This is a genomic window from Candidatus Zixiibacteriota bacterium, assembly GCA_040752815.1.
Taxonomy (GTDB): Bacteria; Zixibacteria; MSB-5A5; order GN15; family FEB-12; genus JAGGTI01.
Map to the genome: position 1 here is coordinate 1 of JBFMGC010000067.1, position 12,733 is coordinate 12,733.

Sequence of the window (12,733 nt, forward strand, 5' to 3'; positions counted from 1 at the left end):
AACAACAGGCGCGGGTCATTGACTGGTTCATCTGGAAACAGCCGCTCGGTTTCGTGCTCTACTTCATCTGCGCGATCGCCGAGACCAACCGCAGCCCGTTTGACTTGCCGGAGGCGGAGTCCGAACTGGTGGCCGGTTTCCATACCGAGTACTCGTCGATGCGGTTCGCCACGTTCTTCGTGGGCGAGTACGCGCACATGATTGCGGTGGGGGCGGTGGGGTCGACCCTGTTTTTCGGCGGCTGGCAGGGACCGTGGCTGCCACCCATACTCTGGCTGATGATCAAAGTATTTCTGTTTGTGTTCGTTTATATCTGGATACGCGCCACCCTGCCGCGATTCCGATATGATCAGCTAATGAATTTCGGTTGGAAAGTGCTGTTCCCTCTGGCCGTGCTGAACACGCTGGTAACCGGCCTGGTGGTGCTGTGGTAGGCGGTGACGCCAAAACAGAACAATACGATGACCGCTAAAGAAGTCATAAGGACGATCGGCGATACGCTCTTGAAAGTGCCGCAGGGGTTCGCGGTGACTTTCCGCCACCTGTTCAAGCGCCCGGTCACGCTTGATTATCCCCGGAAACGGGAGCCGATGTCGCCGCGCTATCGCGGCCTGCACTATCTCGAACGGTATGACGACGGCAGTGAGCGGTGTGTCTGCTGTGGGCTGTGTGCCGCGGCCTGCCCGGCCGATGCCATTTACATGGAGCCGGCCGAGAACGAAAAAGGCGAGCGCTTTGCGAAGATCTACGAAATCAACATGCTCCGGTGCATTTTCTGCGGTTTTTGCGAGGAAGCCTGCCCCGAAGAAGCGATCTTCCTCGGCCGCGAATACGAGTTTGCCACCGATAACCGCGACAGCTTTATTTACACCAAGGAGCAGTTGCTGGTGCCTTATCCGCGCCGCGAAAACCCGTTCAAGAAGCTGATCCGCCGCGTGCGCCGCGTTTATGGAGTGCCTGAAAGCCGCCGATGACACTTGACCTTGCCACATTTCTTGTCTCCGCCGTGGTTGCGGTGCTCGGCGCGACCATGATGATCGCCCAGCGCAACCCGGTGGCATCGGTGCTGTACATGATTCTCTCTCTGGTGGCCCAGGCGGTCTGTTACGTTCAGTTGGGCGGGCTGTTTCTCGGCGCCATCCTGGTAATTGTGTACGCCGGCGCGATACTGGTTCTGTTCCTGTTCGTCATCATGTTGCTGAACCTGCGGGGCAGCGAGGACCTTGGCGCGCCCGCCCGACCCGTGGGTCAGTTTACTAAGTATATATTCGGCGTGCTCCTGACCATGGAGCTGGTTTTTATCGTGCGGGCGGTTCCGTTCAGCGGGACACCGGCCGGTATCGTTCAGCCGACGACAAGCGACTTCGGTTCGGTCAAAGATGTGGCAATGACTATGTTCACGGATTACCTCTATCCCTTTGAACTGACCGGCGTGCTGCTCTTAGTTGCCGTGGTCGGCGCGGTAGTGATAGCCAGAAAGCACCAGCTGGCCGTCAGGGAGGCCGGAGAGCGGCCTGCTACAGGCGAAGAGGTGGAGGAGTAGCATGGTTCCGATCTATGCCTATCTCGTGCTGGCGGTGGTGCTGTTCGGCATCGGGACGATCGGCGTTCTCATCACCCGCAATATGATTGTGTTGTTCATGTCGATCGAAGTCATGCTCAATGCGGCGAACCTGGCGATTATGGCGTTTTCGCGGGCATTGAATCTAATTGATGGCCACGTGATTGTGTTTCTGGTGCTGACCATTGCCGCGGCTGAGGCCGCGGTCGGGCTGGCGCTGATTGTCATGGTCTATCGCAACCGCGAAACGATCAATATCGACCGCTTCAGTTTGATGAAATGGTAGGATAAGTCTAAGTGGCTGACCTTTTGTTCCTGATACCGCTGCTGCCCTTGATCGGTTTTCTGATCAACGGCCTTCTGATCGGACGGCTGCCGAAGCCGGTGATCAGCCTGGTGGCGTGCGGGACGGTCGGTCTGGCGTTCTTGTTGTCGGCGGCGGCCTTTTTTGAGCTGCGCTCGCTCGCACCCGACGCCCGCCAGGTGACCCAGACCCTGTTCACCTGGATATCGTCCGATCAGTTTCATGTCAACATCGGGTTCCTGCTGGATCCTCTCTCGGCGGTGATGATCCTGGTCGTCACCGGAGTCGGTTTCCTGATTCATGTCTACTCGGTCGGGTACATGGGGCACGACAAGGGGTACGGCCGTTACTTCGCCTACCTGAACCTGTTTACCTTCGCCATGCTGACGCTCGTGCTGGCGGATAATTTCCTCCTGCTCTTTGTCGGCTGGGAGGGTGTCGGGCTCTGTTCCTACCTGCTGATCGGCTTCTGGTTTGAGAAACAGTCGGCTACCGATGCGGGCAAGAAGGCGTTTATTGTCAACCGGATCGGCGATTTCGGCTTCCTGATCGGCATGTTCCTTGTCTTCTGGAATGTCGGTTCGCTTGATTTCGTCACCGTCTCGAAAATGGCCCCCGAAGTGTTTGTATTCGGCGGGGGACTGATTACCGCTACCTGCCTCCTACTATTTCTTGGGGCGACCGGCAAATCGGCGCAGGTACCCCTCTATGTATGGTTGCCGGATGCGATGGAAGGCCCCACGCCGGTGTCGGCGCTCATCCATGCCGCCACCATGGTAACGGCCGGAGTGTACATGCTGGCGCGCACCAACGCGCTGTTCGTTCTGGCGCCGGATGCGTTGTACGTAGTGGCGGTAATCGGCGCGACCACCGCGATATTTGCCGCTACAATCGGACTCGCGCAGAACGACATTAAGCGCGTGCTGGCATACTCGACGGTCAGCCAGCTCGGTTACATGTTTCTCGCCTGCGGGGTGGCGGCGTTTACGGCCGGGATATTCCATCTGATGACTCACGCCTTCTTCAAGGCGCTTCTGTTTCTGGGTGCGGGATCAGTCATTCATGCCATGTCCGGCAAGCAGGACATGAGGGAGATGGGCGGCCTGAAGAAGCATCTGCCGATCACGTACAACACGATGCTTCTGGCCACGCTGGCTATCGCCGGCATCCCGTTCTTTTCCGGTTTTTTCTCCAAGGACGAAATACTCTGGAAGGCTTATGCCTCGTCGACTCACGGCGGCTGGCAGTTCTGGCTGATCGGGGTCGCCGGAGCCGGACTGACCGCGTTCTACATGTTTCGCCTGGTTTTCATGACCTTCTATGGCGAAGAGCGGATGGATGCCGAGACCAGGCATCATATTCATGAATCGCCCCGGAGCATGACCTTGCCGCTCATGGTGCTGGGAGTGCTCTCCGTAGTCGGCGGCTATATCGGCATACCTCATCTGTTCGGCGTGACCAACTACTTCGAGGAGTGGCTGCACCCCGTGATGGCCGGGCCGTCACAGAAGGCCGCCCACCACGCCCTGGCCGCGGGATCGTATCATTCGCCGGTGGAGGAGCTGTCGCTCATGATCATCTCGGTCGGCCTCGTGGTCTTCGCGATCTACATGGCGTATTACTATTATCGCAAGAACACAGCAGCGGCCACAAGCCTGGCCGAGCGCCTTTCGGGAGTCAAAACGCTCCTGGTAAACAAGTACTATGTCGATGAGATTTACGGCGCTATCATTGTGCGGCCCACGGTATACTTCTCGTTGTTTCTGTGGAAGATCTTCGATGTACTCGTGATTGACGGCATTCTGAACGGTTTGGCGCGCCTCTGGCGGGACGTTTCCGACGGGCTTCGATTCACCCAGAGCGGCCAGCTGCGCGGCTACGCGACTTTGTTCTCGATCGGCGTGATCGTAACGATAGCGTATTTCCTGTTCGGATAGACTATGGATAGCATGCTTCTGACCCTGGTGACGTTTTTCCCCATGATTGGGGTGGTGCTGCTCCTGTTCGTGCCCAATGACCGGCACGACACGATCAAAGGGGTCACGCTGATTATCGCCTTCGTAACGCTGCTTTTCTCCATAGCCATTTATCAACTCTTCGATCCGAACGCCACCGGTATGCAGTTCGCGGTCGATTTGCCGTGGGTGATGTCACTCGGTATTCACTACCACATGGGGATCGACGGCATTTCGCTGCTTCTTATTGTCCTGACGGCGGTTCTGACCGTTCTCTGCGTGATCGCCTCGTGGAACTCAGTAACCCATGGTGTCAAGGGTTTCTACATCTCGCTTCTGTTGCTCACGACCGGCATGATCGGAGTTTTTTGCTCCCTCGACCTGTTTCTGTTTTATGTCTTCTGGGAGGTCATGCTGGTTCCGATGTATTTCATCATCGGCGTATGGGGCGGTCCCCGCCGGGTTTATGCGGCGATCAAGTTCGTGTTGTTCACGATGTTCGGCTCCCTGCTGATGCTGGTGGCGGTGCTGTACGTCTACTTCCAGTATCAGGCTTATTCGGGTGAGTACACGTTCGATATGCTGAAACTCACCAATATGCCAAATCTCGACTTCCGGGAGCAGCTCTGGCTGTTCGGAGCCTTCGCGCTGGCCTTCGCGATCAAAGTGCCGCTGTTTCCGTTCCATACCTGGCTTCCCGACGCCCATGTCGAGGCGCCGACAGTCGGCTCAGTGATTCTTGCCGGCGTGCTTCTGAAGATGGGCACTTATGGCTTCCTGCGAATCTGCCTGCCGATGTTTCCCGAGGCGACGATAGTTTATCTCCCGTACATCTGTGTACTATCGGTGATAGCGATCATATACGGCGCGCTGGTGTCGATGGTCCAGCGAGACATCAAATCTCTGGTGGCGTTTTCGTCGGTATCGCACATGGGCTTTGTCATGCTTGGTATATTCGCCCTGAACACTCAGGGGCTGGAGGGTTCGGTCCTTCAGATGCTCAACCACGGCATCTCGACCGGTGCGCTATTCCTGATCGTAGGCATGATCTACGAGCGCCGCCACTCGCGCATGATCGAGGATTTCGGGGGTATCGCCAGAGTGATGCCGGTGTTTGCGACTTTTCTGATGATTTTCACACTGTCTTCAATCGGGCTCCCGCTCACCAACGGATTTGTAGGTGAATTCCTCATTCTGCTGGGGGCATATAAAACGAACCCGACGTACGGCGTGTTGGCAGCCAGCGGTGTCATCCTGGCGGCCTGCTACATGCTTTGGATGTACCAGCGTGTGATCTACGGAAAAGTCACCCGTCCCGAAAACGAGAAGTTAACCGACCTGACCGCCCGGGAGAAACTGGTCCTGGTGCCGCTGGTGGCGTTTGTCTTCTGGATCGGGGTATACCCGTCGCCGCTTTTGAATAGAATCGAACCCGCCGTCAAACAAATCCTAACTCAGGTTGGACGCGCTCAAACAGTGCAGGTACAGGAGGAACAGGTGCCCGCGGAACTGCTGACAGAAAACCAGCTTAGCGCGGGCGACGTTGAAACCATGTATTCCGGAGAGGTCAAATGAGTCAGGTTACTATCTACACCAAGGTCGGCTGCCCGTACTGCGCGGCGGCCAAGAAGCACTACGGCGACCAGGGAGTGAAGTTTGAAGAGATCGATGTGCACAGCACTCCCGGCGCGATCGACAAGGTGAAAAACCTGAGCGGCGGCAAAAACATTGTGCCGGTTATTGTCGAGGACGGCCGAGTGACGGTCGGTTTCGGCGGCGGCTGAGGTATATAGGGTAGGCGACGGTCGTCGCCAGTGAATGCGATGAATGTTGATTACGTTTCAGCGTTGTCTGTTGATCTGAGCCTGATCCTCCCGGAAATGGTTCTGCTTGCCGGCTCGTTTCTGCTGCTGGCCGTGGCCTGTACGCGGCGGCTGAGCGGCATTGCACCTTCGGCGACAGTGGTCACTCTTCTGGTTTCCCTATGGATGATCAGTCGCCAGTTGGCGCACCAGGGTTCCGGGTTCGGCGATATGGTGCTCTGTGACCACTTCGGCATAATGTTCAAGCTGATATTTGTTGTCGCCTCGATCATCACCGTATTCCTGGCGCAGGGTTACATGAAAGCACGCCGGCTCGATATGCCGGAGTTTTACGCTTTGATGCTGGTATCGACGGTGGGCATGATGGTCATGGCCAACTCTGCCGACCTGGTCGTGATGCTGATCGGACTCGAGATCATGTCGGTGCCGCTATATGTTATGGCCGGTTTCAACCATCGGTCGCTCCGCTCCAACGAAGCAGGGGTCAAGTACTTTATGATGGGGGCTTTCGCATCGGCCTTCCTCCTCATGGGCATAGCGTTTGTCTACGGCGCGGCGGAAACCACCAACCTGCGTCGCATTGTCACGGATTTTAGTTACCTGGTCTATGGTGGAGAGTCGGCGGTTTATTTGATAGTGGGGACAGCGCTGGTTCTGGTCGGGTTCGGTTTCAAAATAGCCGCCGTACCGTTTCATAGCTGGGTGCCCGACGTGTACCAGGGAGCGCCCACTCCCGTGACAGCGTTTTTCTCCGTGGCGCCGAAAGCGGCGGGCTTTGCCGCGATGCTTCGGATCTTCCTCTTCGGCTTTGCCGGGTTCGAGGATCTGGCCACGGTGTTCTGGATTCTTGCGGTGTTGACCATGTCGGTCGGCAACATCCTGGCTCTCCGCCAGGACAACGTCAAACGGATGCTGGCCTACTCATCGATCTCGCACGCCGGCTATGTGCTCGTGGCGTTGGCGGTTGGCGGCGCCGAAGCGGTGGCCTCGGCGATCTTCTATCTGTCCGCTTACACCATGTTCAATCTCGGCGCATTTGCGGTAGTAACGCTTCTCGAGTCGAGCGCGGGGCGGAAGGCGGAGTTTCACGAATTGGCCGGTATGTCCGCAGGTCATCCGTACCTGTCGGCGACAATGGCCCTCTTTATGTTTGCGCTGGCCGGTTTTCCGCCCACGGCCGGTTTTTTCGGCAAGTTCTATATCTTCTCGGCGGCAGTGCGCTCCGGGCTGATATGGCTGGCCGTGATCGGCGTGATGAACTCATTCGTCTCGGTTTACTATTATCTGCGCGTGATAAAGGTGAGTTACTTCGATGTACCCGATACCGCATTTGAGAGGTTGCACGTGGGCCCATCGATGTTGGCCGCTCTCGTCATCACAGTTGTCGGTACGCTCGGAATCGGATTTTTCCCCCACGAGCTCCTGCGGCTTTCGCAGGCGGCAATTTTCGGGCTGCCCTGAAATCGTTAGGTGTTTTTGCGGAGAGAGGTGGGCTTCCGCCTCGGCGGACAGGCGAAGCGGGCCCGCCCTACAAGATCCGCAGGGCAGAACCCGCCAGCCAAGACTATAGTTTCTTCAGCTTGTCCTTGCCGTTGATCTTCGGCACCGGGATCGGATACTTCCCGGAGAAGCAGCCGTGACAAAACGTGGTCTTCGGAAGCGAGGGCATCGAGAGCATACCTTCCAGCGACAAGTACCGCAGCGAATCCACACCCAGATACGCCTCGATCTCCTTAACTGTCTTGCTCGATCCTATCAGTTCCTTGCGGGTGGGCATGTCGATGCCGAAGAAACAGGGGGAGATGATCGGCGGCGACGAGACCCGGAAGTGAATTTCCTTCGCGCCCGCCTCGCGGAGCATCTTGACCAGTTTCAGCGATGTCGTGCCGCGCACGATGGAGTCATCGACCACCACCACCCGCTTGTCGCGAAGCACGCCCCTGACCGGGTTGAACTTCAAGCGTACGTCGAGATCGCGCACACTTTGCTGGGGATCGATAAACGTGCGGCCGACATAGTGATTACGAATGAGGCCGATTTCGAACGGGATGCCGGACTCCTCGGCAAAGCCGAGCGTCGCGGTGTTGGCCGAGTCGGGGATGCCGATCACGACATCGGCGTCGACCGGGTGCTCCCGCGCCAGCAGCCGCCCCAGGCGGCGCCGAACCTTATCGACGTTTTCGCCGAAGATCTTCGAGTCCGGCCGGGAGAAATAGATATACTCGAATATGCAGAAGGCGTGTTTGGCCGGTTTGAGAAACCTTCGCGATTTGATGCCCGCCCTTGAGATCTCCACGATCTCGCCCGGCTCGATATCACGCACGTACCGGGCGCCGATAATGTCGAAGGCGCATGTCTCGCTCGCCACAAGGTGAGCGTTGCGCAGCTTGCCCAACGCGAGTGGCCGAAAGCCCTGAGGGTCGCGTGCGGCGATTATCGAGTCCTCCGTCAGAAATACCAGTGAATAGGCCCCTTTAATCGTCTTAAGGGCATCGCAAATCCGGTCCAGCCGACGGCTTTTCTTTGAGGTCGCAACGAGATGGAGGATAATCTCGGTGTCGGAAGTGGTCTGGAAGATCGACCCTCGAGAATCGAGGTCATGTTTCAGTTCCAGCGAATTCGTGAGATTGCCGTTATGGGCTACGGCGAGGTTGGCGCGACGGTTGGTAATCACGAACGGCTGGATGTTCATGAGCGAGGATGCGCCGGTCGTGCTGTAGCGGGTGTGGCCGATCGCCATCCGGCCTTTGAGTTTGGCGATACTCGTTTCGTCTGAAAACACCTCGGAAACCTGACCCATCCCTTTATGCATTGTGAAGTTGCCGTTGTCCGAGGTCACAATCCCGGCTGATTCCTGCCCCCGGTGCTGCAGAGCGTAGAGTCCCAGATAGGTCAGTTCGGCTGCACGGCGATGGCCAAAAATCGCGAACACGCCGCAGTTGTCACGCACCATTTGGTCAAGCATATCGCCAACACCTCGTCAGGGCCGCCGCCCTGAAAAGCCGCCAAGCTAACAGGGGGCCCCCGCTTTGTCAACAATCGGCTCAGGGAATTCAGTTCCAATCTGTGAACCTTCCTGCACGGTCAGGATCCCAGCGCAGAAACTGAACAGGCGAATAAGCTGGCCAAAGCGTTGATGTTACGGTATTTTTCGCTGTACACGCGAAATGCCCGCGGCCGCCCTAATGTGGTCGCCGGGCGCACCACATTTGCTCTGGAACAGGCCGGATAAGAGGGTCGGCCATTCATGGCGAACCGCGAACAGGAAAGATACAACATACTGCGCACTCTGGCGTCGGCTGCCGCGCACGATACCCGTCTGGAACAGAACGGGCAGGCGGCCATGGAACAGACCGCGCGTCTGGTCGGCCTTTCCGCCATGGCGCTCCACCTCTGGGACCCGCAGGGGAAACCGACTCTCCAGCTTACGTACGCCGAAAGTGAAGACAAGGCCCGCCGCCTGAATCAGTTGGAGAGAGAGCTGTTCGAGAACCTGCGGCGTTCGCGCCAACTGGTCTCCGCCTACATGTCTTTCGCAGGTGACCCGCCGAGTCATACGTTCACGCTGCCGCTCGGCATTGGTGATCACGTGTTCGGGGCGGCAATCGGTTTCCAGGAAGGAAAGCGCACGGTGCTGGAGGAGGACGACTTTCTCGACGCTGTAACCTGCACGCTGGCCCTCCATGCGGTAGCAGGTGGTCTTACAAGCACATTGCCTAAAGAACTTGTTGAACGCGAGCGAATGGCGGCGATCAACGAAACCGCGGTGACGGTCAACCACGAAATCAACAACCCCCTTACCGCTATCCTGGGCAACGTGCAACTGCTGCTAATGCATCGAAAAGATCTCGACGCCGAAGTCCGCAACAAGCTCAGTGTTATCGAGGAATCGGCGTCCAAGATCAAAGATGTCACCCAGAAGCTGCTAAGGCTGACCTCCTCGCGCACCGCTGAGTATGTCCCCGGCACGGGGATGCTCGATCTCTCCGATCCCGACGACAAGAAACGCCGGAGTAAATAAGCGGCGATCCGCCGCAGGGTTTGTGCAGTGATCGTCAAGGCCTTGCTACTGGATCGGCAGGGCTCCGTCCCTGCCGTTCTTGATTGCGGTAGGCGCCGAGGCCGGCCGATCAGATTGTAGTCAATCGACAGAGGTGTCGGGTTTCGCGCTCAAAGGGTCGATGCGTGGAACCCGAACTACAAGACTACAAGACTCGATCGGCAGGGTTCCTTGCCTGCCGTGCATCACGGCAGGTCGTACTATTATCCGACGATGTACAATCTTCACCCACCGCAAGCGGTGGGGCACCCCGGCAGCATTCCTGTAGGTCGAATCCAGCCCGCTTCGGGCGGATTCGACATCTACGTATTCCGATGCCCCAGATGTCGAAACCGCCCCGCTAAGAGCGTGGCCGGTTTTGACCTACAAGGGGGGCCACCGTGGCGATGGGGCATCGGATCCCCACATCACAGGGTTGCACGCCGGACCGCCGTGCATTATCCTATCCCGGGCGCGTTCACGAACGCGCGGACCTCGATGTGATTGAGCTCGAAATACGCTGGCTGAATAGGAGACTCATGATGAAAGCCGTCTGGTGTGTCATTTTTGGCGTTGTTCTGGTTGTGGCTTTGTCCGGCTGCGGGGCCGATCAGGCCAAGCCGCCCGTTACCGATGTCAGGCCGGTTACCGATACCCACCACGGCGTCGCGGTGGTGGACAACTACCGTTGGCTGGAGAAAGCCGACGATCTCGAAGTGCAACAGTGGAGCGAAGCGCAGACACGGTATGCTCGTGAGCATCTCGACAACATCCCGGTGCGTGCCGCAATTGCAGGCCGTCTTCAGCAATTGTATCAGGAGGCGACTCCAACCTACGGCGGCTTTCATTTCCAGGACGGCCTGCTCTTTGCGCTTAAAGATGACCCGACCAAGGATCAGCCGATGCTCGTGGCGATGACCACCCCCCACGATCTCTCCACCGAACGGGTCATTCTCGATCCCAACGTGCTCGACCCGAGCGGGCTGACCTCGATCGATTTCTTCGTAGTGTCTCCCGATGCCTCTCTCGTGGCCGTCTCCCTCTCCGAAGGCGGCAGTGAGGACGGCGACGTGCACGTCTTCAGGGTGGCGAGCGGCGAGGCACTGGGTGATGTCGTCCCGCGGGTTAACGGACCGACCGCCGGCGGCGATGTCGCCTGGACTCCCGACGGCTCCGGGTTTTACTACAGTCACTATCCCCGGTCCGGTGAACGCCCCCCAGACTCGCTCCGGTTCTATCAGCAGGTTTACTTCCACAGGCTCGGCACGCCTGCCGAAAGCGACACGTATGAAATCGGCGAGCAGTTTCCGGCTATCGCCGAGATCGAATTCGAAACCTCGCCGGACAATCAGTTCGTCATCGCCTGCGTGGCTAACGGCGACGGTGGCGAGTTCGCTCACTACCTGCGCCGGCCATTGGGGAATTGGCAGCAGATCACCCGCCACGAGGATTTGATTCCCACGGTCGAGTTCGGCCCGGACAACTCGCTATATTTGCTCTCACACCTCGGGTCGCCTCGGGGCAAAGTCATGCATTTGACGCCGGGTGAATTCGATATCGCCAGGGCGCACACCGTTGTCGACGAAAGCGAGGTCGTAGTGATCGGCTTCACCGTGACGCAAAACATGATTTTTGTCAATGACGTGGTCGGGGGACCGTCGCAGGTGAGGGTGCTCGAACGCGATGGAGCGTTCCAGAAGACCGTGCCGATACTGCCGGTTTCATCGGTAGGCAGCCTGGTCGGGCTGGGCGGTGACAAGATTATGTTCACCAACGAGAGTTACACTGTCCCAAGAACCGTTTTCACTTATGAAGCCTCCGAGGGAGCGCCCTTGAAAACGGCCATGGAGACAACTTCACCGGCCGATTTCAGCGATGTCGAAGTAGTTCGCGAATATGCTACGTCGAAAGATGGCACCCAGGTGCCGATGAGCATCATTCGGAGGAAAGGCACGGTTCTCAACCGCCAGAATCCGACCGTCTTGTACGGCTACGGCGGGTACGGCTCGGTACAGTCACCGGGGTACGATCGCAATCTCAGCCTGTGGCTCGATCAGGGCGGCGTCTATGTGAAAGCTAACATTCGGGGGGGCGGCGAATTCGGCGAAGAGTGGCACCTGGCGGGAAACCTGGCGAACAAGCAGAACGTGTTTGATGACTTTGCCGCCTGTGCGCAATATTTGATAGACAAGGGTTACACGAATCCGTCGAAACTGGCAATTCGTGGCGGAAGCAACGGCGGCCTTTTGGTGGGCGCGGTGATGATGCAGCACCCGGATCTGTTCAAGGCGGTCGTGTGCGAAAAGGGCGTGCTCGACATGATGCGGGTAGAGTTTGATCCAAACGGCGCTTTCAACGTGACCGAGTTCGGCACGGTGACCAATCCCGAGCACTTTGGGGCGTTGCACGCCTACTCCCCGTACGGAAACGTGGTGGAGGGGCGGAATTACCCTGATGTGCTGTTTACGGCTGATGAGAACGACGGCCGGGTGCTGTCATATCACTCCAAGAAAACCGCCGCCGCGCTTCAGGCAGCCAGCCCGAGCAGCTTGACACTGGTGAACGTCACCACCGGGCGCGGCCACGGCATCGGCAGCTCGCTAACTGATGACATCGCGAACTACGCGGATGTGTATGCGTTTCTGTTCGACCGGTTGGGAGTGGAGTATAGAACGGCTGGGAAATGACGGCCGTCCCAATTCTTGATCGGCAGGGTTCCGTCCCTGCCGTTCTTGATTGCGGCAGGCGCTGGGGTCTGCCGATAAGATTGTAGTCAACTGACAGAGGTGTCGGGCTTCGCGCTCAAAGGGGCTGGGTGGCCCACCTTTCAGGTGGGTTTCTATATTGGTGACGCACTAAGACCACATTGAATTAGAAGCCGAAAAGTGTTACTCATGTAGTGAGGCTGATGTGTCACTCATGAAGCGGAACGTACAAGTGAAGAGAGAAACCCACCCAGAGGGCGGGCCACCAGTCCTCAGGTGATGACTGACAAGAACCACAATATCCGACGGCGGTGTCGGGTTTCGCGCTCAAACGGTCGATGCGCGG

11 protein-coding genes are annotated in these 12,733 nt (G+C 57.8%); 10 read left to right on the plus strand and 1 reads right to left on the minus strand.

What is annotated here, in order from left to right; all coding sequences use genetic code 11:
- From AB1772_12170 to AB1772_12205, 8 genes are all read left to right on the plus strand, one after another.
- Positions 1-434: NADH-quinone oxidoreductase subunit H (locus tag AB1772_12170; GenBank protein MEW5797097.1), on the plus strand; the 434-nt coding region annotated here is incomplete at its 5' end.
- A gap of 27 nt (positions 435-461) precedes the next feature.
- Positions 462-974: an NADH-quinone oxidoreductase subunit NuoI gene (gene nuoI, locus AB1772_12175; GenBank protein ID MEW5797098.1), complete on the plus strand. Its 513-nt coding sequence runs from the start codon at positions 462-464 to the stop codon at positions 972-974.
- A complete protein-coding gene (locus AB1772_12180) occupies positions 971-1,543 on the plus strand; it encodes an NADH-quinone oxidoreductase subunit J (GenBank protein MEW5797099.1) in 573 nt (190 codons plus the stop codon). Before nuoI ends, AB1772_12180 begins: the two co-directional genes overlap by 4 nt.
- A gap of 1 nt (position 1,544) precedes the next feature.
- Positions 1,545-1,847: an NADH-quinone oxidoreductase subunit NuoK gene (gene nuoK, locus AB1772_12185; GenBank protein MEW5797100.1), complete on the plus strand. Its 303-nt coding sequence runs from the start codon at positions 1,545-1,547 to the stop codon at positions 1,845-1,847.
- An 11-nt stretch (positions 1,848-1,858) separates the two neighbouring features.
- On the plus strand, positions 1,859-3,802 hold the full coding sequence (gene nuoL / locus AB1772_12190) for an NADH-quinone oxidoreductase subunit L (GenBank protein MEW5797101.1): 1,944 nt from the start codon (positions 1,859-1,861) through the stop codon (positions 3,800-3,802).
- Between the two features lie 3 nt (positions 3,803-3,805).
- Positions 3,806-5,395 carry an NADH-quinone oxidoreductase subunit M gene (locus AB1772_12195; protein ID MEW5797102.1) on the plus strand — a complete coding sequence of 530 codons (1,590 nt, stop codon included), beginning with the start codon at positions 3,806-3,808 and terminating at the stop codon, positions 5,393-5,395.
- The gene (locus tag AB1772_12200; protein ID MEW5797103.1) at positions 5,392-5,604 is read left to right on the plus strand and encodes a glutaredoxin family protein; all 213 of its coding nucleotides are present in this window, start codon (positions 5,392-5,394) and stop codon (positions 5,602-5,604) included. The genes AB1772_12195 and AB1772_12200 overlap by 4 nt, the downstream gene beginning before the upstream one ends.
- Before the next feature lie 39 nt (positions 5,605-5,643).
- Positions 5,644-7,104: an NADH-quinone oxidoreductase subunit N gene (locus AB1772_12205; protein ID MEW5797104.1), complete on the plus strand. Its 1,461-nt coding sequence runs from the start codon at positions 5,644-5,646 to the stop codon at positions 7,102-7,104.
- Positions 7,105-7,207: 103 nt separating this feature from the next.
- On the opposite strand, the gene purF is transcribed toward AB1772_12205, so the two are convergent.
- Positions 7,208-8,608, minus strand: a complete 1,401-nt coding sequence (purF, locus tag AB1772_12210) for an amidophosphoribosyltransferase (GenBank protein ID MEW5797105.1) — start codon at positions 8,606-8,608, stop codon at positions 7,208-7,210.
- 282 nt (positions 8,609-8,890) lie between these two features.
- On the opposite strand from purF, the gene AB1772_12215 reads away from it, so the two are divergent.
- Both AB1772_12215 and AB1772_12220 read left to right on the plus strand, forming a co-directional pair.
- A complete protein-coding gene (locus AB1772_12215) occupies positions 8,891-9,664 on the plus strand; it encodes a histidine kinase dimerization/phospho-acceptor domain-containing protein (GenBank protein ID MEW5797106.1) in 774 nt (257 codons plus the stop codon).
- Positions 9,665-10,221: 557 nt separating this feature from the next.
- Complete coding sequence (locus AB1772_12220; GenBank protein ID MEW5797107.1) at positions 10,222-12,369, plus strand: prolyl oligopeptidase family serine peptidase; 2,148 nt, start codon at positions 10,222-10,224, stop codon at positions 12,367-12,369.
- The last annotated feature ends 364 nt before the right edge of the window (positions 12,370-12,733 follow it).